Here is a 20,487-nt window from a genome sequence, read left to right on the forward strand (position 1 = left end):
GCGACCATCTTAACTGTATCTGTGGTGTCTAACGACTCTTGAACGACTTTTATTTTAAATTCGAGGGAATATCTACGCTGTGACTTTACTTTCATGATTACTGACTCCAAAGAGGTGTCTACTTTTATGGAGTCAGATCAATGCGCATGGTTTGTACGCGCAATATGGTTTTCTACCAATTGAAAATCCAGAGATGTTTATGCAAATTTGGAATCCAAATGTTTACCATGACCTAGAAAAGTAACAACAATTTCAAAATTATATAAAATCAGGTAGTTATAGTTTGTTGCTAACTTTAAGTGTCAGTGTTCTCTGCAGTGTAATAATGAATAGACATTAGAATAGATAAGGGAAGTCATGGATAAATTTTGTTGGGAAATTACTGTTCAAGATCTTAATGAACATGCTGTTTGGCTTTTTAAGTATTGTAAGGATGATTCAGTTGATGAAACGATTGTAACACCAGCAACTGAAGCTGATACCTTAAACCCAAATAATCATTTACTCGTAAAATCCCTGTTTACTGATGCTAATGGCAATAAATTCTTGGGTTACATTAATATCGGCTTAGCCGGGATTGAGTATACGCAACCATGTATGTTTGTTGATGATGAACCAGTTGGCTTTTGGTTTGGCATATCAACACCCAATACAATTGATTTACCAAAACTAAACTTTCCAATTCAAGCTGTTTCAGAGCCTATCCATGGTCTGCCTTCTCAAATCGAGATTATTAACGGTTATATTTCCTCGAGTATTGAGATATCGTCACAATAGACTACTCACCTAACAAATACTTTTAACTATAATTATGCAAAAATTATCTAAATTTCTTTTACTCTCCAGTCTCATATCTGGAGTGCTTTCATTTAAGACGCTTGCTAACAAGCAGTCAGCTGATTTCGAAGTCATTAATCTCGCTGATGATTTTTATACTTTATATCAGTCAAGCAAGACGTTGACTGCAGAAAATAGAGCAGAGCAGTTTTCTCAACATTTCACCTCTCAATTTGCGCCTTTTTATAGAGATAAAAGCTTTGTTAAAGCTATTGAGGGTTTCAGTGGTGTAGAAGAAGTATATTTATCAAAAAATAGGCGTTTATCTAAAGATTTAAACAGCAGTATGGAATCATTTATTGCTACTTTCCCTGATTTCAAATCTGAAACCCCCATTTACATACTTCACTCATTAGGAAGGTTCAATGGGGCAACGCGAGAGTTAAATGGTAAATCTTACTTAATGTTTGGTGTAGACCTTATGGCCAAATATCATACCTGGAAAAACGATACGCCATTCTTTCATCACGAGTTATTTCATGTTTATCATGAAAAATTATTCCATTGTAAGGATGAGCTATGGTGCTCTATTTGGACTGAGGGATTAGCTACTTACGTTTCATATAAATTAACTCCGTCAGCCAGTGATGATGAATTGATGCTAAACATACCTAGCAATCTGGTGAAAAAGATTCGCTCAAGACAGCTCGATTCTCTCGTTGACCTCAAGAAAAAGTTTTATTCAAAAAAACCTGAAATATATTCTTCATTTTTCAACTTCGCAAAGGACGAGACAAAGCTGCCATACCGAAGAGGTTATTACCTAGGTTTTATTTTAGCTAAAGAAATTGGCAAAAATTACAGCTTAGAGCAATTGGCTAAAATGGATAAACAGACAGTAGAGAGCTTATTACTAAAAGAGCTTAATTTATTAATAAAAGCGGAAGACTAAAAAGCGAAACCCCTAAACGACAAAACCCAGCCTAAGCTGGGTTTTGAGACAACACAATTCTGTGAGAACTTATAAAGCTAAGTTCTTTTTCGCACGCGTTAAGTTGTGCTCAACTAACTCGTTACCTGAAATTTGTACTGCTTCGTAAAAGTCAGACAATGCAGCAGTGTCGTTTTCAGACATGATGCGTGCAACACCGCGGTTGCTTAAGGTAAACGACGTTAATTCGCGACGTTTATAGCTAGGTACTTTACTCGTACTTAGTAAGCTGATTGCTTTTGAGCATAGTGTTTCAGCTTCAGAGAATTTTTTCTCTTTAACACTCAAAGCACAGTCATTAAATGCTTGTTCGTATTGACGGTTCTCTGCAACATCAGCAGTGATAGATTGGTCAATTACCATCAATTTGTAGTCACTCTGATCAGCCACTGCCATAGCTGAACAAGTTAATAAAGAGCTAAGTGCAACGCGTTTCATAAGTGTACTAAACATAATCTTTTCCTCTATTTGAATCGGTATCAATCGCCGACAAATGAACTTTAATTGAACAGCGCAAATTCAACAAACGATAAAAAATGACCTAATAGATGAAGAAATTTAACCTATAGACTTTAGTCTAATGTAATGAGTTAGTCTTAAAGCCGTCAGCCATCAGCCATCAGCCATCAGCCGTCAGCCGTCTGATCTGTGATCTGACCCCGATAAAGTAGACACGGGGTTTAAATAGCTAAAGTTTACGATAAAGAAAAATATAGGGGCAGAGTATGCAAAACAAACAAATTGTTGTTAATTAGAAATAAAATCGGTACTTTATGATGGTATGTATAGTTGATGATTTAATTTATTTAGAATAAGCGTATAACCATGAAACTGATACTTGCGTTGTTACTTTTAGGGCCTGTTATTGCCAATGCAGCTGAAGATAAAGTTGCTGTTTATCTTAATTTTGAGCAGGCTTATTTGAGCAATGATGTATCTTTGTTTACGCCATTATTAAGTAAAAACTATACGATTAGACAAACATTGCATATTCCAGGCATAGGGTCAGATACTGTACCTGTTACTAAAGCTCAGTTACTTGAAGGCATGAAGCAAAACCCAAAGCCTAGTTCATTACCGCGCTCAAAAGCTGAATCAGTTATAATAGAAACAATTTCATCAAATCAATTCTGTGCAAATTCACAAACTTTAGATCAAGTCGTAGTAGCAGGTAAAAACTACGAAGAGAAGGAACTGCGTAAAGCATGCTTTAATCATAAAAACAATCGCTATGAAGCAATATCACATACTATCGATGTTTATTACCGAGAGCTTTAATAGACATAGTTATAGATTCAGAAATTTCCGTGTATCAAATAAACGTACTAACTGATATTAATTACGGACAAACCCTATAAATGAGATAAGGAAATAAATATGAAAAAACAGTTAGGTTTAGTAGCTGGAGTATTTTTAGCATCAACAAGTTGCTTCGCAGCTGATAGCTTTCAAGTTGAAACATCTGTTTATAAAGCGAATGAGCTACTAGCATCGCCAGTAATGCTGGTGGAAGAAAAACAACCTGCGACCATCTCTATAGGTGAGGGGTTTAGTTATGAAGTTAAAGTTACACCACAACAAAATAATACGGCAGCTGTAGAAACATCAATCACACTCGCTGAAAGATCTTTTACTCCTTCTTTTGTTGTGGAATATGGTAAACAGGCTTCTTTTGAAATTGGTGAAAACAAAGTGAGTATTTTAGTAACCAAGTCGAAAAGTTAAAATAGCAATAAAAGACCCTCAACAAAATTGAGGGTCCTTTATTTATTATTTTAGATGTTTAAAAGTATCAATCATCCATTTTATAAATAGCTCTAATTGTGCATTAGTTTCGCTAGGATCGTGTTGCACTAAGTAATATTTATCTTTTGTTTTTAATGGCATATCGGTGAAATTAAATAACCACTGCTCATCAAACCAAGTCTGACTGATAGGTAAGGGGATTAGGGCAATACCCATACCCTGTTGCGCGGCACGTGCCACACCAAACATACTATCAACCTGAATAATTTGTTTTGGTGCAAAGTCATCAATACCAGCATGCTCTGCCCATTGGTGCCAAGCCCAAGGACGCGCTTTATGAAGTATAAGAGGTACTTCATTTAATGCCTGAAACGGGTTTTCTTGCCATGCTTGCCAGTTTTCTTTATTGCAAGCTGGTGTATACGATAGCGAAAATAGCTCATGTACAACGCCTTCGTGCGGTTTAGATGAAGACAATACAATCGACAAATCGCTTTGCTTAGTCAGCTCTTTACGCGTTTTTAAGGTATTAAGCTGTAAGTTTGTATTTGGGTGCTCACTGGTCCATTCGCTCAGTTTTGGCATTAAAAGCTCACTGGCAAAAAACTCAGGTAGCGTAATACTGATCGTTACGTTTTCTTGTAACTGACTAAACTCATTGATGGTTTTTTCTAGCGCTTTGATCAGCGGTGATACAGAGTCATAAAAATTCTTCCCCGCTGCAGTTAAGCGTATAGAGCGGGTTTGACGTTCAAATAGTTCAATACCCAATTGTTCTTCTAATTGTTTGATCTGATGGCTTACGGCAGACGGTGTAAGGTAAAGTTGGTTTGCAGCATCTTTAAAGCTAAGGGTGCGTGCAGCAAAACAAAATGAGCGTAAGCCACGAATAGGTGTTTGCATAGTTAATTTCAGTAAGTCTCAATAGCGCTTGTTAGTTAATTAACTGCTAAGCAATTATTATCCCAAAATGTAAAAAATAGAGAGTAAAGAATAAATATAGCTAACTCTTGCCATATTGTATAAAAAACAATCGTGAATCGCTCGTTTAATCTATGTTTAGGCAAATGTTTAGTAAAAAAGTGATCTTAGCAGTTTTAGCTATTTCGTCATAGTCTCAGTATTAGATACTGCCAATTCACTAAAGCAGGGCATTTTATACTATTTATGTGACAAAATGGTGCGGCGAAAGGCTGGCTTTAGATAAAAAAAATCCCTCTTGCGAGGGATTTTGGGTAACTCAGCGCCATTGGCACTGGGAATGAGGTCGGTACATGGGATGATACCAATCGACTTAAATACTTAGTCATTCTAGCGTGCTAAATAAAGCGCTAACTGCGTTAGAAATTTCTAATGTAGAGTAACTACACGTCTAAATTTCTGCCTTGTTATCACTCTATTTTTCCGTCGCTATAAATGCCTAATAACTCAACACGACTGGTATGAGTGGTTTAAAAAACCATCTCTGGAACATCACCTTCAACAAGCAATTTGCCTGCCGTTTTGCTAATAATTTCATCTACCGACACGCCCGGAGCGCGTTCGATTAGATGAAATGCGCCGTCTTTAACTTCTAGTACGGCTAAATCAGTTACGATTTTCTTTACACAGTTAACCCCAGTTAGCGGTAAAGTGCAACTTTCTAATAACTTAGAGTCGCCATGCTTGCTTGCATGAGTCATCGTAACAATAATATTCTTCGCGCCAGCAACGAGGTCCATCGCGCCACCCATGCCTTTAATTAGCTTTTTTGGGATCATCCACGATGCGATGTTACCGTTCTGGTCAACTTCAAATGCACCTAATACTGTTAAGTCTACATGACCACCCCGTATCATGGCAAAACTATCTGCACTATTAAATATTGCTGCACCTGTGGCTGCTGTCACGGTTTCTTTACCCGCGTTGATCATATCTGCATCAACTTGGTCTTTGGTTGGGTACGCACCCATACCTAATAAGCCATTTTCAGACTGCAACATAACTTCGATACCGTCAGGTACATAGTTAGCAACCAGAGTAGGGATACCAATACCTAGGTTTACGTAATAGCCATCTTGTAGTTCTTGTGCAACACGCATTGCAACTTGTTCACGTGATAATGCCATTTTATTGCTCCTTAATCGCGAGTTGTTACACGTTCAATGCGTTTTTCAAAGTCGCCTTTGATCACGCGATTAACATAAATACCTGGGGTATGAATTTGGCTTGGCTCAAGTTCACCTGGCTCAACAATCTCTTCTACTTCAGCAACGGTAATTTTACCTGCTGTTGCGGCCATCGGGTTGAAGTTCATTGCTGTGTGACGAAATACAAGGTTACCGTAGCGGTCGGCTTTCCATGCTTTAACAATGGCAAACTCACCCGTAATTGATTCTTCTAAGATATACGGGCGACCATCAAATTCTTTGACTTCTTTACCTTCGGCAACAGGAGTGCCGTAACCTGTAGCAGTATAAAACGCAGGAATACCCGCACCACCGGCACGCATCTTCTCAGCGAGTGTACCTTGCGGTGTTAGTACTACATCAATTTCGCCATCGAGTAGTTGTTTTTCGAAAAGCGCATTTTCACCTACATAAGAAGCGATGATTTTTTTAATTTGCTTATCATGAAGTAAAACACCTAAGCCAAAATCATCAACACCGCAGTTGTTCGAAACAACGGTTAGATTTTTAGTTTGTTTACGCTTAATTTCACTGATAAGTCCCTCAGGAATACCACACAAGCCAAAGCCACCAGCGATAATAGTATCGCCATTTTTTAAACCTTCCATTGCAGCTTCATAACTTGAAACCACTTTATCGAAACCGGCCATGAGCCTACTCCTTAATTATTCTGAGTGTTCTTTAGAGCAAGTGATACCTTGCTGACAGGTTGTTTATTTAGTGCACTGCAAATAGCCCAACCAGCTTTCGCCAGTCTTTCTAAATCAATTCCATGCTCTATGCCAAGCCCTTGTAGTAAGTAAACTACATCTTCAGTGGCAACATTTCCTGACGCGCCTTTGGCATAAGGGCAGCCACCAAGGCCTGCAACAGCACTGTCAACCGTTGCTATACCGTGGCTTAGGGCGGTGTAAATATTTGTGAGCGCTTGTCCGTAGGTGTCGTGAAAATGTACAGCGAGTTTTGATTTATCAATATGTTGTAAAAGTAAATCTAATAACTCATCGACTTTTTTCGCCGTACCCACACCAATGGTGTCGCCAAGGCTTATTTCATAACAACCAAGCTCTAATAATCGCTCTGATACTTTTAATACATCATTGTAGTCGACATCACCTTGATATGGACAACCCATGACGCAGCTAACATAACCTCTAACACGAATGTTATTCGCCTTGGCAAAATCCATGACATCTTTAAAGCGGTCAATACTTTCATCAATCGAGCAGTTAATGTTCTTTTGACAAAACGCTTCACTTGCTGCTGTAAAGATAGCAAATTCTTGTATGCCGACTTGTTTTGCCGCCTCTGCACCTCGTAAATTTGGGGTTAGGGCACTTAAGTTAACATTAGGCAAATTTAACGCGCTAATTACATCGCTTGAGTCAGCCATTTGTGGCACCCATTTAGGTGACACAAAGGCGCCTGCTTCTATATCTTTAAGCCCAGCATCTGCAAGGGCGTTGATAAGAGCGACTTTATCTTGAGTGCTAACGGCGGCTTCATTTTGCAAGCCATCTCTGGCGCCAACTTCTACAATGCGAACAAAATCAGGAAACTGTGCCATTACGCCTCCGGCTCTTCTACAATCGCGAGCATATCACCGTGGCTCACCAATTCACCTTCAGCAAAGCAATAGCTCGTTAATACACCATCATGCGGGGCATTAAGGGTGTATTCCATTTTCATCGCTTCAATGATGACAACAGCGTCACCTTTAGCGACAGTACTACCCACTTCAACTAAATGCTTAACAACAGTACCATTGAGTGGCGCAGCAAGTGGTAGTGCATCACTTTCGTGTTCACTAATATAGTGTTTATCAATCAGCTCTAGCACCGTTTGTTGAGCTTTGTACATCACTGTGATGTGAGAGTCTGTTTGATTAATATGAGCAACGACTTTTTCGCCATTAACGACTAAGTTCGCAAGGCCATTTTCAACCTTGCCTGAGGTTGTATAGTCAACCCCATCTAAGCTAATTTTAAAGCCTTCTGATGTTTTAACCGCATGAACATTTAAATCAACAAACGGAATCGTTGTCTTAGCGTCACTGTTTAGCATAAAGCCTGTTAATTGTTGCCATGGGCTGCTGCTTTCACCTTTTAGTTGATGTGCATACGCATAGGCTGCCACAACGGTCGCAATAACAGACTGTTGCTCGTTTTTAGCAACAAGGCGCTCACCTTGGTCTTCAATAAAGTGCGTATCGGGTGCACCTGCTTGAAAAGTAGGGTGGTTAGCAAGATTATGTAAGAAATTAACGTTACAGCTAAAACCTGCTAGATGGAACTGCTCTAGTGCTTTTGATAAGCGCCCAAGCGCTGTCTCACGGTTATCGTCATGAACAATTAATTTAGCAATCATAGGGTCGTAGAATGGGCTGATTTCATCACCCGCTGCAATCCCTGTATCTATACGTACAAATTCAGATTCGTTCGGTGTAAATAGAGCATCAATGTGACCAGAACACGGAATAAAGTCATTACTTGGATCTTCAGCATAAATACGCGCTTCAAAGCTGTGACCTTGTAGCTGAATATCTGCTTGGCTAAGTGGTAATGCTTCACCTGCCGCAATATTGATTTGCCAATTCACCAAATCAACACCGGTTACCATTTCTGTTACTGGGTGCTCTACTTGTAAACGGGTGTTCATTTCCATAAAGAAGAATTCATCACCACAAAGTAAAAACTCAACCGTACCTGCACCACGATAGTTAATCGCTTGGGCACAACGTACCGCAGCTTCACCCATTTCTTTACGAAGTGTATTAGATAAACCCGGAGCAGGGGCTTCTTCAATTACTTTTTGGTGACGACGCTGTAAAGAGCAGTCACGGTCGCCTAAGTACACACAGTTACCATGGCTATCTGCAAAAACTTGTACTTCAACATGGCGAGGTTTAGTGACGTAGCGCTCTAACAGTACTAAATCGTTACCAAAGCCGGCTTTTGCTTCACGTTTTGCGCCTTCAAGAGCACTTATAAAGTCTTTTGCGTGTTCAACAACTCGCATACCTTTACCACCGCCACCAAAGGCTGCTTTAATCAGTACCGGGTAACCAATTTTTTCAGCTTCGGCTTGTAAGAAACCAGTATCTTGATTGTCACCATAATAACCAGGCACTAAAGGTACATTTGCTTGGTGCATAATTTCTTTAGCGCGGGTTTTTGAACCCATGGCTTCAATGCTAGATGCTGGTGGGCCAATAAAGGCAATATCATTTTTCTCACACGCGAGTGCAAAGTCACAGTTCTCAGATAAAAAGCCATAACCCGGGTGAATACAATCAACACCTGCTTGTTTTGCAACATCGATGATTTTGTCTGCAACTAAGTACGAATCTTTACTTGGCGCAGGACCAATGTGATACGCCTCATCAGCAAGCTTTACGTGCTGAGCATGTTTATCTGCATCTGAGTAAACTGCAACCGTTGTTAAGCCCATTTGTTTTGCTGTACGCATAACTCGGCAGGCAATTTCACCACGGTTGGCAACGAGAATTTTTTTCAATGATTTTGTTGTCATAATGGTTCCTATTTCTGCCATTTAGGGGCACGTTTTTCAAAAAATGCAGTCAGACCTTCTTGGCCTTCTTCAGATACACGAATGCGTGCAATGCGCTCTGCGGTTAACTCAATAAGTGCATCATCAACTACATTGCCAGCTACATCATTTATAAGCTGCTTTGCTGCTTTAACGGCAATAGGGCCATTGTTCACAAGGTTTTGTAAATGTTTGTCGAGCGCTGTTTGCAAATCGCCGGTGATCTGGTGAATTAAACCCAGTTGCTTGGCTGTATGAGCGTCGAATATCTCAGCCGTTAAAAAGTAACGACGTGCAGCGCGCTCACCAATAGCTTTAATGACATAAGGGCTGATAACCGCAGGAATAAGACCAAGCTTTACTTCACTTAAGCAAAATTGTGCATCGTCTTGGCAAATCGCAATATCACAACACGCAATCAAGCCTAGCGCACCGCCAAAAGCAGCACCTTGTACGGCACAAATTGTAGGGTGAGGGCTTGTAGCAAGGACTTTCATAAGCTTTGCCAGCTGCATTGAATCTGCTAAGTTTTCTGCAAAGTCATTGCCAGCCATCGACTTCATCCAGTTTAAATCAGCGCCAGCAGAAAAGTGCTTACCTTCGGTTTTTAAAACCAGTGCGCGCACATCACAGCTATTTGCGTGTTCAATCAAACGGATCAGCTCACTGATGACTTCTTCGTTAAAAGCATTGTGTTTTTCAGGGCGACTTAGTACCAGCACAGCCACATTTGATTTTGTTATTTCGAGTGTTACTGACATAAGGCCTCCATTACATTCTAAATACGCCGAACTGCGAATCGCGCTCTGGTGCATTTTTAGCTGCGCTTAAGGCAAGCCCTAATACATTGCGGGTATCAGCAGGATCGATAATGCCATCATCCCAAAGGCGGGCACTGGCGTAATATGGATGACCTTGTTTTTCGTATTGCTCGATAATTGGCTTTTTAAACTCACTGACTTGCTCATCAGTCATGCTTTCGCCTTTACGGGCTAAACCGTCTTGTTTAACTTGTGCAAGAACGCCTGCTGCTTGTTCACCACCCATTACAGAGATACGGGCATTTGGCCACATCCACATCATGGTAGGCTCAAACGCGCGGCCACACATACCGTAGTTACCTGCACCATACGAGCCACCAATTAATACGGTGAATTTTGGTACATCAGCACATGAAACAGCGGTTACCATTTTCGCACCATGTTTGGCGATACCTTCAGCTTCGTATTTTTTACCAACCATAAAGCCTGTAATGTTTTGTAAAAACACCAAAGGAATTTTGCGTTGTGCACATAGCTGAATAAAGTGCGCACCTTTTTGCGCCGATTCACTAAATAAAATGCCGTTGTTGGCAACAATACCGACAGGGTGACCAAATATTTTTGCAAAGCCGGTTACTAATGTTTCGCCAAAGTAGCGTTTAAATTCATCAAATGATGAATCATCAACAACACGAGCAATTACTTCGCGTACATCAAATGGCTTTTTAAGGTCGGTACCCACAATCCCGTAAATTTCGTTAATGTCGTAACGCGGCGGTTTAACATCATCAAGTAACGGTGCTGTTGGGCGCTGATAGTTGATTCGTTCAATACATTGGCGCGCGATAGAAAGTGCATGGGCATCATTTTCAGCATAGTGATCGGCAACACCTGATGTTTTACAGTGAACATCAGCACCACCTAGCTCTTCAGCACTTACTTCTTCACCCGTAGCCGCTTTAACTAGTGGCGGACCAGCTAAGAAAATTGTACCTTGCTCTTTTACGATAATACTTTCATCAGCCATTGCAGGTACATAAGCACCACCTGCAGTACATAAACCCATAACAACCGCAATTTGAGGAATGCCTTTACCAGACATACGAGCTTGATTATAGAAAATACGGCCAAAGTGTAATTTATCGGGAAATACATCATCTTGTTCAGGCAGGTTTGCACCGCCTGAATCAACTAAATAAATACACGGTAAATGACAACGCTCTGCGATATCTTGAGCACGGAGATGTTTTTTTACCGTTAGTGGAAAGTATGTGCCGCCTTTTACGGTTGCATCATTGGCGATGATCATACATTCAACGCCTTTCACTCGTCCAATCCCAGCAACAACACCGGCACATGGAATCGCTTGTTCATACACGCCAAAGGCTGCAAATTGTGAAATCTCTAAAAATGGCGAGCCTTCATCAAGTAGCGTTTCAATACGGTCACGAACAAACAACTTACCACGACCTTGGTGGCGCTCAATCAGGGCAGGGCCACCACCTAAACGGATATCAGCTACTTTTTCACGTAAGTCAGTTACGAGTGCTGCCATGTTGTCGTGATTTTGCAAAAATTGCGGATCGTGTGGATTTACACTCGATTTTAAAATCGTCATAACAAGGTCCTATCTGCTTTCAGTGAATAATTCGCGACCAATTAGCATGCGGCGGATTTCAGAAGTACCAGCGCCAATTTCATACAGTTTTGCATCACGTAATAAACGACCTGTCGCGTATTCGTTGATATAACCATTACCACCTAAGATTTGAATAGCATCAAGGGCCATCTTAGTTGCCAGCTCTGCGGCATATAAAATTGCGCCAGCGGCATCTTTACGCGTTGTTTCGCCGCGATCACATGCACGAGCTACCGTGTAAACGTATGAACGAGCAGCATTCATTTGCGTGTACATATCAGCGATTTTGCCTTGAATAAGCTGGAATTGCCCAATTGGACTATCAAATTGTTTACGCTCATGAATATAAGGAACCACAATGTCCATACATGCTTGCATAATGCCAAGCGGGCCTGCCGCTAAAACAACACGCTCATAATCAAGGCCACTCATAAGTACTTTTACGCCTTCGTTTAAGTTACCTAGAATGTTTTCTGCTGGTACTTCGCAGTTCTCAAACACTAATTCACAGGTGTTAGAGCCACGCATACCAAGTTTGTCTAGTTTTTGCGCAGTAGAGAATCCCGGAGTGTTACGTTCAACGATGAAGGCTGTGATGCCTTTAGGGCCGGCATTTAAATCTGTTTTTGCATAGATAACAAAGGTATCGGCATCTGGACCATTAGTGATCCACATTTTGTTACCGTTAAGTACAAATACATCGCCTTTTTTCTCAGCTTTTAATTTCATTGATACAACATCAGAACCTGCATTTGGCTCACTCATCGCAAGGGCACCAATGTGCTCACCGCTGATAAGTTTTGGTAGGTATTTTTCTTTTTGAGCCTGTGACCCATTACGATTAATTTGGTTAACACATAGGTTTGAATGAGCACCATAACTTAAACCAATCGAGGCACTTGCACGGCTAATTTCTTCCATTGCGATTACGTGCTCAAGGTAACCAAGGCCAGCACCGCCAAATTCTTCAGGCACTGTCATACCTAATAAACCCATTTCGCCAAGTTGTGGCCAAAGTTGATTAGGGAAGGCATTGTCTAAATCTGTTTGTTCTGCAAGTGGGGCGATTTCTTGGCTGGCAAAGCTATTAACGTGATCGCGGATCATGTCTGCTGTTTCGCCAAGTCCGAAGTTCATTTCTTTGTATAGTGAAATAGTGCTCATAATGTGTGTTCCTGTGAGAGTCTGTTGACGAGATTGTTGTCAGGTTATTCGTCTAAATTATTAAGGGTTTCACGACAGCGGCGTTCTGCTGTAACCAATTCCATCAGGACAACTTTAATGTCGTCCATTTGTTGGCTTAGGTCCGCTTTTTTCTCTGCGATAAGGTCAAGCATAGTCACTAGCTGTTTAGCGCTTGATTTATCAGCATCGTAAAGTTCAAACAAACGACCCGTTTCAGCTAAGGTAAAACCTAAGCGTTTACCGCGTAGAATAAGTTTTAGTCTTACTTTGTCGCGTTTTGAATAAATACGGGTTTGACCATTGCGCTCAGGTGATATCAGGCCTTGGTCTTCGTAAAAGCGGATAGAGCGGGTGGTAATATCAAATTCTTTTGCTAGTTCGCTGATACTAAACGTTTGCTCATTGCTAGCAGGTTCAACTGCTGCGCTTTCAAAGTTTGTTTGATTGTCTTGTTTCATGATTTATTTACCTCATTCGAATAACTCCAATATAAGTGAAGTTTACGTAAAGGTAAAGGGTGATTTGGGAGTTATACTTTAGACTTATAAAGATAACTGGTTGGATTTGTTGAAAAGCTCTATTTATCTAGCCTTGTAAGCAGATGTTCGATTTTTCATACAACAAAATACAGATAAGTTTACAGTTTTAACGACCGCAAAAAAGTTGATTTTAGATTTACGTTGGCGTAAACGTAAATATTATGTATGCTGAATTAAATCGAAACTAAACTATAACAAATTAACTGTTTGGTTACACATGATTTGAACACATGATGATAACCACTTACATGGAGCCAATTATGACTACTGAAGCCGTTGTTATTGTTGCCGCAAAACGTACCCCTATGGGTGGTTTTATGGGCGCACTTAGTGGTGCTCACGCAACTGATTTAGGTGCTACAGCTATTAAAAGTAGCTTAGAGCAAGCTGGTTTATCTGCCGATAAGATTGACGAAGTGATCATGGGCTGTGTATTACCTGCAGGTCTTGGTCAAGCACCTGCGCGACAAGCAATGTTAAAAGCGGGCCTTAACCAAGGTACTGGCGCAACAACAATCAACAAAGTATGTGGCTCTGGCTTAAAGGCTGCAATGTTTGCTCATGACTTAATTAAATCAGGCTCTATAAACACCGCTGTTGCTGGTGGTATGGAAAGCATGAGTAATGCGCCTTATATGTTACCGAATGCACGTTCAGGTATGCGTATGGGTCATGGCGAAGTAAAAGATCACATGATGTGTGATGGCCTTGAAGATGCTTACGACAACAAAGCAATGGGTTGTTTTGCACAAGACACTGCCGATCAATATTCGATTGGTCGTGAACAAATGGATAACTTTGCACTTAGCTCACTGACTAAAGCAAATAGTGCGATTGAAACAGGCGCATTCGCAAACGAGATTGCCGCGCATACTATTTCTACACGTAAAGGTGATGTGACCGTTGCGATTGATGAGCAACCAGGCAATGCACGTCCTGATAAAATCCCAGGTTTACGTCCTGCATTTAAAAAAGACGGCACGATTACAGCTGCAAACTCGTCATCAATTTCTGATGGTGCAGCAGCGCTTGTGTTAATGCGTGAGTCAGATGCTAAAGCACAAGGTTTAACACCACTTTGTCGTATCGTTGCTCACAGCACACATTCTCAAGCACCAAGCGAATTTACTTTAGCACCAGTTGGCGCAATGCAATCGCTTTTAGAAAAAGCCGGTTGGTCTGTTAATGATGTTGATTTATGGGAAATCAACGAAGCGTTTGCCATGGTGACTATGCTTGCAATTAACGAGTTAAAACTTGATGAAAGCAAAGTAAACGTAAACGGCGGTGCCTGTGCACTTGGTCACCCAATTGGTGCAAGCGGCGCGCGTATCTTAGTTACCTTAATTCATGCATTAAAGAATCGTGGTCTTAGCAAGGGTGTTGCCTCACTGTGTATCGGTGGTGGTGAAGCTGTTGCTATGGCAGTTGAAGCTATTTAATCGCTTTCGAATTTTAATCTCTCACAGCCGCAACGTATTTTAAAAACTATCATGTTGCGGCCTCTTTATACCCACTGGGGAGGAGTGCCTCATGCACCAAGTACCTTTATTTATCAACGGCGAATTTACCCAATCAAGTTCAACGCAGTTGATTGATGTTATCAATCCTGCAAACCAAGAAGTGTTAGCGCAAGTTCCGTGTGCAACGGATGCTGAAATGGATGCAGCCATTGCCTCTGCAAAAGAAACATTTAAAACATGGAAAGAAGTGCCAATTTCTGAGCGTGCGCGCATTATGATGAAATACGCTGCACTACTAAAAGAAAACCATGATGAGCTTGCGACGATTATTTGTCATGAGCTGGGTAAAACTTTTGAAGACGCCAAAGGCGATGTTTGGCGCGGTATTGAAGTTGTTGAGCAAGCAGCCAATGCACCATCACTGATGATGGGCGAAACAATGGAAAACGTAGCGCGTAAAATCGATACTTACTCTTACATGCAGCCACTAGGTGTATGTGCGGGTATTACGCCATTTAACTTCCCTGCGATGATCCCATTATGGATGTTCCCACTGGCTATTGTGTGTGGTAACACCTTTATTCTGAAACCTTCAGAGCAAGATCCACTAACACCGATGCGTTTAGCTGAACTATTTGTTGAAGCGGGTGCACCAAAAGGGGTGTTACAAGTTGTTCATGGTACAAAACCACAAGTTGACCGTTTATTAGAAGACCCAGCAGTACGTGCTATTTCATTTGTTGGTTCGTGTGGTGTAGGTGAATATATCTATTCAAAAGGCACAGCAAACCTTAAACGCGTACAAGCTTGTGTAGGTGCAAAAAACCACATGGTTATTATGCCTGATGCAAGTAAATCGCATGTTGTAAACAATCTAGTAGGTGCGTCTGTAGGTGCTGCGGGTCAGCGTTGTATGGGTATTTCGGTTGCTGTGTTTGTTGGTCAAGCAAAAGACTGGGTTGATGAAATTAAAACAGGCTTTGAAAACGTACGCCCTGGTGTATGGGATGATGCTAACGCGGCTTACGGCCCACAAACATCAAAAGCAGCTAAAGAGCGTATTTTATCACTTATCGCAAGTGGTAAAGAACAAGGTGCGACTTGTTTAATTGATGGCTCTGACTTTACTGTTGAAGGTTACGAGCAAGGTAACTGGGTTGGTCCAACGTTATTTACTGATGTAACTACCGAGATGGATTTATACAAAGAAGAGATCTTTGGTCCAGTACTGGCTTGTATGTTTGTAGATACTCTTGAAGAGGCGATTGAGCTTATCAATAACTCGCCGTACGGTAATGGTACTTCGTTATTCACATCAAGCGGCGCTGCTGCACGTAAATTCCAACATGAAATCGAAGTAGGTCAAGTTGGTATCAACGTGCCAATTCCTGTGCCACTACCGTTTTTCTCTTTCACAGGTTGGAAAGGCTCATTCTACGGTGACCAACACACCTACGGTAAGCAAGGTATTCGTTTTTACACAGAAACGAAAACAATTACTTCACGTTGGTTCGAGGATGATATCGCCTCAGGTCCGAACATGAGTATCAACCTTAAGTAAGCCGTAATTAATTTACTGCTGAGCGAGCACACGCTCGCTCAAAGAACACACATTTAAACGACAATAATCGTTATTCACACAAGAATAAGACAACAAAATAGAGGTCTACTATGGACTTTAATTTAACCGAAGATCAGCAAGCGTTTGCTGAAACAGCCCGTCAGTTTGCAGAGTCTGAACTTGCTCCACATGCAGCAAAGTGGGACCAAGAGCACATTTTCCCTAAAGACACCATTAAGGCAGCCGGTGAGCTAGGCTTTTGTGGTTTATATACCCCTGAAGAAGCGGGCGGCTTAGGTTTATCTCGCCTAGATTCAAGCATTATCTTTGAGCAGCTTGCCATGGGTTGTACAGCAACCACCGCTATGTTGACCATTCATAATATGGCAACCTGGATGATTGCAAGCTTTGGTACTGATGACGTTAAAGCCCAGTACTGTGAACAATTAGTAATGGGTGAGTTACTTGCTTCTTACTGTTTAACAGAGCCTGGCTCTGGCTCTGATGCAGCATCACTAAAAACCAAAGCAGTTAAAGAGGGCGATGAGTATGTGATCTCAGGCTCTAAAATGTTTATTTCGGGTGCCGGTGAAACTGATTTACTTGTGGTTATGGCTCGCACTGGTGGTGAAGGCGCAGCTGGTATTTCGGCATTTGTTGTGCCTGCAGATGCTGCAGGTATTGAATACGGTAAAGCTGAAGAAAAAATGGGCTGGAATGCACAGCCAACACGTTTAATTAGCTTTGAAGGTGTCAGAATTCCTGCGGCTAACTTACTAGGTCAAGAAGGCGAAGGCTTTAAGTTTGCAATGCAAGGCTTAGACGGTGGTCGTATTAACATTGCAACTTGTTCAATAGGTACAGCTCAAGCAGCTCTTAATACTGCACGCGAATACTTAAAAGAGCGTGAGCAGTTTGGTAAGCCATTAGCTGCTTTCCAAGCACTGCAATTTAAGATTGCCGATATGAACACCGAGCTTGTTGCTGCTCGTCAAATGGTGCGCTTAGCCGCATTTAAACTAGATACAGGTGACAGCGAAAAAACCACTTACTGCGCGATGGCAAAACGTTTTGCTACAGATGTTGGTTTTAAAGTCTGTGACGACGCACTACAAATTCACGGTGGTTACGGTTACATCAAAGAATACCCATTAGAGCGTCATTTCAGAGACGTACGTGTGCATCAAATTCTTGAAGGCACAAACGAAATCATGCGTGTGATTATCGCACGTCGTATCTTAGCTGAGTCAGCTGGCGACATTCTATAAGGAGCAACCTATGTCTAATCCATCGATTGATTTAAATATTGAAGGTAACGTAGCGGTTTTAACCATGAATAACCCGCCAGCGAATACCTGGACACAAGATACATTAACCGCGCTTAAAGACACTGTGACTGAGCTAAATGCTAACAAAAATGTCTATGCATTAGTGATTACAGGTCAAGGTGAAAAGTTCTTTAGTGCAGGTGCCGATTTAAACGTGTTTGCTAGTGGTGATAAAGGCGTTGCTGCCACCATGTCAAAAGTGTTTGGTGATGCATTTGAAGCATTAACAAATTTCCGTGGTGTATCAATTGCGGCAATTAACGGTTATGCCATGGGCGGTGGTCTGGAAGTGGCTCTTGCTTGTGATATTCGTATTGCTGAAGAGCAAGCTCAAATGGCACTTCCTGAAGCGAAAGTTGGCTTGCTGCCTTGTGCTGGCGGTACGCAAAACCTTGCATGGCTTGTTGGTGAAGGTTGGGCAAAACGCATGATCTTATGTGGCGAGCGCCTAAAAGCAGACAAAGCACGCGAAATTGGCCTTGTTGAAGAAGTGGTTGGTGCTGGCGAAAGTTTAGCGGCGGCAATGAAACTTGCTAACCAAGTTGGCGAACAAAGCCCAGTTGCTGTGACTGCATGTAAAGAGCTTATTCAAAAAGGTCGCACACAGCCAATGTCTCATGCATTGCCATTAGAGCGTGAGTTGTTTGTACAGTTGTTTGATACGCAAGACCAAAAAGAAGGCGTGAATGCATTCTTAGAAAAGCGTAAAGCAAATTGGGTAAATGGCTAATGACTAATGTAACACTACTAAATCATCAAGATGCGCCTGTGGTGTTTGAAACTGCAGAGGCTGAGAGCGGCCTCATTGCAATTGCGACACTCAATGCGCCTAAGTCGTTAAATGCCTTAAATTACGACATGATCCAATTGCTTGAGCCGCAGCTTAGAAAATGGGCTGACGATGAAGCAGTTGCCATGGTCATTCTAAAAGGGGCTGGTGAAAAAGCATTTTGTGCTGGTGGCGATGTAGTAAGCCTACATAAAGCAATGAGCACAGGTGAGCCTGCTAACTACATTGAAGACTTTTTTACCCTTGAGTACAAGTTAGACTACCTAATTCACTGCTATGAAAAGCCAATATTACTTTGGGGTAATGGCATTGTTATGGGTGGCGGCCTTGGCTTAATGGCTGGGGCAAGTCACCGTGTGGTAACCGAAACATCACGTATTGCAATGCCTGAGCTAACCATTGGTTTATACCCAGATGTGGGCGGCAGTTACTTCTTACATAAAATGCCTGAGCAAGTGGGTCTATTCTTAGGGTTAACTGCTGCGTCTATCAATGCTGAAGATGCCTTGTTTGTTAATCTTGCTGATCACTATGCATCAGCAGATAAATATGACGCTATTTTAACGGCTATCACCACTGAAAAGTGGGGCAAAACAGCCTCATTAAACCACGAAAAGCTGACAAACATTTTAATCTCGATTGATAATATTTCAGGCCGTGTTCCTAAAGGCAATGTAAAAGATAACCTTGGGGTTATTCAAAAGCTGGCTGAGTTTGATTCATTGCAGGGAAAAATTGACTACATTCAAGCTTTAGAAACAGAAGATAAATGGCTTAATCGTGCGCAAAAATCATTAGCGCATGGTTGTCCGCTTAGTTGTGCGCTGGTTGAACGTCAATTAGCTAATTCAAAAGAGATGACGTTAGCACAGTGCTTCAAAATGGAGCTAGGCATGTCAGTTCGTTGTGGCGAAGTAGGTGAGTTCCAAGAAGGAGTTCGTGCGCTACTAATCGACAAAGACGGTGCACCAAACTGGCAGTTTAAATCGCTTAGCGATATCGACGAAGCAGTTGTAGATAGCTTCTTTACAGCACGCTGGGATGAGCAATCTCATCCACTTAACTCATTAACGTCATCTTAAGTCCAAGGGGTAAACAAATGGCTAAATTAACAATAGGATTTATTGGTTTAGGCAACATGGGTGGCCCAATGGCGGCAAACCTTGTCAATGCAGGTCATACAGTTCGCGTGTTTGACTTAAATAAAGCAGCGGTTAATGAGCTTGCCGATAAAGGTGCAATTGCTGCTACCGATGCAGCTGAGTGTGCCATTGGTGCTGATATTTTTATCAGTATGCTACCGGCAAGCAAACACGTTAAATCGCTTTACTTAGGTGAAACGGGTCTTATTAACTTACTTGATAGCAAAACCTTAGTGATTGACTGCTCAACCATTGATGCAGAATCAGCGCGTCAAGTGGGTAGTGAACTTGCTCAAAAAGGCATTGATTTTGTTGATGCGCCGGTATCAGGTGGTGTTGCAGGTGCAACAGCGGGTACTTTAACCTTTATCGTCGGTGGTGAGCAAAGCCACTTTGAAAAAGCCAAGCTGGCTTTAGTAAATATGGGTAAAAACATCTTCCATGCTGGTGATATTGGCGCAGGCCAAGTCGCAAAAATCTGTAACAACATGCTGCTAAGCATTTTAATGGCAGGTACTAGCGAAGCACTACAAATGGGCATCAACAATGGGCTCGATCCAAAAGTGTTAAGTGACATCATGAGCGCAAGCTCTGGTCGTAACTGGACACTTGAGCTTTACAACCCATGCCCTGGTGTAATGGAAACAGCACCAGCAAGTAATGATTATAAACCGGGCTTTATGGTTGATTTAATGGCAAAAGACTTAGGTCTTGCTATGGAAGCGGCTCAGCAAAGTAATTCATCTACCCCAATGGGGTCAATGGCGAAGAATCTATACACTATGCTTCAGCATCAAGGTGCGGGTAGTGATGATTTTAGCGCTATTTTTAAATTATTCTCGAAGTAG

The 20,487-nt window shown here is 41.6% G+C and carries 20 protein-coding genes; 10 read left to right on the plus strand and 10 right to left on the minus strand.

The features are described 5' to 3' along the window. Positions 1 to 357: 357 nt before the first annotated feature. Positions 358 to 777 (plus strand): hypothetical protein, encoded by a 420-nt coding sequence (locus WA256_RS10125; RefSeq protein ID WP_335990984.1) that lies wholly within the window; start codon positions 358 to 360, stop codon positions 775 to 777. 34 nt (positions 778 to 811) lie between these two features. Further along, positions 812 to 1,729, plus strand: coding sequence for a hypothetical protein (locus WA256_RS10130; RefSeq protein WP_335990986.1), 918 nt, complete (start codon positions 812 to 814; stop codon positions 1,727 to 1,729). Positions 1,730 to 1,798: 69 nt separating this feature from the next. On the opposite strand, the gene WA256_RS10135 is transcribed toward WA256_RS10130, so the two are convergent. Further along, entirely contained in the window at positions 1,799 to 2,221 is a 423-nt protein-coding gene (locus WA256_RS10135; protein ID WP_055197207.1) for a hypothetical protein, read from the minus strand. A gap of 372 nt (positions 2,222 to 2,593) precedes the next feature. On the opposite strand from WA256_RS10135, the gene WA256_RS10140 reads away from it, so the two are divergent. Together WA256_RS10140 and WA256_RS10145 are read left to right on the plus strand one after the other, a co-directional pair. Then, positions 2,594 to 3,046 (plus strand): hypothetical protein, encoded by a 453-nt coding sequence (locus tag WA256_RS10140; protein WP_335990990.1) that lies wholly within the window; start codon positions 2,594 to 2,596, stop codon positions 3,044 to 3,046. A 99-nt stretch (positions 3,047 to 3,145) separates the two neighbouring features. Next, positions 3,146 to 3,493, plus strand: coding sequence for a hypothetical protein (locus WA256_RS10145; protein WP_335990992.1), 348 nt, complete (start codon positions 3,146 to 3,148; stop codon positions 3,491 to 3,493). A gap of 45 nt (positions 3,494 to 3,538) precedes the next feature. Here WA256_RS10145 and WA256_RS10150 read toward each other — a convergent pair whose 3' ends face one another. From WA256_RS10150 to WA256_RS10190, 9 genes are all read right to left on the minus strand, one after another. After that, positions 3,539 to 4,417, minus strand: a complete 879-nt coding sequence (locus WA256_RS10150) for a LysR family transcriptional regulator (protein ID WP_062564433.1) — start codon at positions 4,415 to 4,417, stop codon at positions 3,539 to 3,541. Positions 4,418 to 4,965: 548 nt separating this feature from the next. Next, positions 4,966 to 5,622 carry a 3-oxoacid CoA-transferase subunit B gene (locus WA256_RS10155; RefSeq protein WP_054553796.1) on the minus strand — a complete coding sequence of 219 codons (657 nt, stop codon included), beginning with the start codon at positions 5,620 to 5,622 and terminating at the stop codon, positions 4,966 to 4,968. Between the two features lie 11 nt (positions 5,623 to 5,633). After that, entirely contained in the window at positions 5,634 to 6,332 is a 699-nt protein-coding gene (locus WA256_RS10160; RefSeq protein WP_335990995.1) for a CoA transferase subunit A, read from the minus strand. 11 nt (positions 6,333 to 6,343) lie between these two features. Then, complete coding sequence (locus tag WA256_RS10165) at positions 6,344 to 7,249, minus strand: hydroxymethylglutaryl-CoA lyase (RefSeq protein WP_063528911.1); 906 nt, start codon at positions 7,247 to 7,249, stop codon at positions 6,344 to 6,346. Then, positions 7,249 to 9,213, minus strand: a complete 1,965-nt coding sequence (locus WA256_RS10170; RefSeq protein ID WP_335990998.1) for an acetyl/propionyl/methylcrotonyl-CoA carboxylase subunit alpha — start codon at positions 9,211 to 9,213, stop codon at positions 7,249 to 7,251. The genes WA256_RS10165 and WA256_RS10170 overlap by 1 nt, the downstream gene beginning before the upstream one ends. An 8-nt stretch (positions 9,214 to 9,221) precedes the next feature. Further along, the gene (locus tag WA256_RS10175; protein WP_335990999.1) at positions 9,222 to 9,992 is read right to left on the minus strand and encodes an enoyl-CoA hydratase/isomerase family protein; all 771 of its coding nucleotides are present in this window, start codon (positions 9,990 to 9,992) and stop codon (positions 9,222 to 9,224) included. Positions 9,993 to 10,002: 10 nt separating this feature from the next. Continuing rightward, the gene (locus WA256_RS10180; RefSeq protein ID WP_135924635.1) at positions 10,003 to 11,610 is read right to left on the minus strand and encodes a carboxyl transferase domain-containing protein; all 1,608 of its coding nucleotides are present in this window, start codon (positions 11,608 to 11,610) and stop codon (positions 10,003 to 10,005) included. Between the two features lie 9 nt (positions 11,611 to 11,619). Then, positions 11,620 to 12,795: an isovaleryl-CoA dehydrogenase gene (locus tag WA256_RS10185; RefSeq protein ID WP_135924632.1), complete on the minus strand. Its 1,176-nt coding sequence runs from the start codon at positions 12,793 to 12,795 to the stop codon at positions 11,620 to 11,622. Positions 12,796 to 12,839: 44 nt separating this feature from the next. Further along, the gene (locus WA256_RS10190; protein WP_036968456.1) at positions 12,840 to 13,274 is read right to left on the minus strand and encodes a MerR family transcriptional regulator; all 435 of its coding nucleotides are present in this window, start codon (positions 13,272 to 13,274) and stop codon (positions 12,840 to 12,842) included. A gap of 341 nt (positions 13,275 to 13,615) precedes the next feature. On the opposite strand from WA256_RS10190, the gene WA256_RS10195 reads away from it, so the two are divergent. The 6 genes from WA256_RS10195 to mmsB all read left to right on the plus strand — a co-directional run bounded on the left by WA256_RS10195 (position 13,616) and on the right by mmsB (position 20,487). Further along, positions 13,616 to 14,797, plus strand: coding sequence for a thiolase family protein (locus WA256_RS10195; protein WP_335991009.1), 1,182 nt, complete (start codon positions 13,616 to 13,618; stop codon positions 14,795 to 14,797). Between the two features lie 91 nt (positions 14,798 to 14,888). Further along, positions 14,889 to 16,379 carry a CoA-acylating methylmalonate-semialdehyde dehydrogenase gene (locus WA256_RS10200; RefSeq protein WP_335991011.1) on the plus strand — a complete coding sequence of 497 codons (1,491 nt, stop codon included), beginning with the start codon at positions 14,889 to 14,891 and terminating at the stop codon, positions 16,377 to 16,379. A gap of 110 nt (positions 16,380 to 16,489) precedes the next feature. Beyond that, positions 16,490 to 17,647 carry an acyl-CoA dehydrogenase family protein gene (locus WA256_RS10205; protein ID WP_063528915.1) on the plus strand — a complete coding sequence of 386 codons (1,158 nt, stop codon included), beginning with the start codon at positions 16,490 to 16,492 and terminating at the stop codon, positions 17,645 to 17,647. A 10-nt stretch (positions 17,648 to 17,657) separates the two neighbouring features. Beyond that, positions 17,658 to 18,437, plus strand: a complete 780-nt coding sequence (locus WA256_RS10210; protein ID WP_063528916.1) for an enoyl-CoA hydratase — start codon at positions 17,658 to 17,660, stop codon at positions 18,435 to 18,437. After that, positions 18,437 to 19,579, plus strand: coding sequence for an enoyl-CoA hydratase/isomerase family protein (locus tag WA256_RS10215; protein ID WP_063528917.1), 1,143 nt, complete (start codon positions 18,437 to 18,439; stop codon positions 19,577 to 19,579). The genes WA256_RS10210 and WA256_RS10215 overlap by 1 nt, the downstream gene beginning before the upstream one ends. Before the next feature lie 17 nt (positions 19,580 to 19,596). Further along, a complete protein-coding gene (gene mmsB / locus WA256_RS10220; protein WP_335991019.1) occupies positions 19,597 to 20,487 on the plus strand; it encodes a 3-hydroxyisobutyrate dehydrogenase in 891 nt (296 codons plus the stop codon).

Source organism: Pseudoalteromonas sp. CH_XMU1449-3, from assembly GCF_037027245.1.
Classification (GTDB): domain Bacteria; phylum Pseudomonadota; class Gammaproteobacteria; order Enterobacterales; family Alteromonadaceae; genus Pseudoalteromonas; species Pseudoalteromonas shioyasakiensis.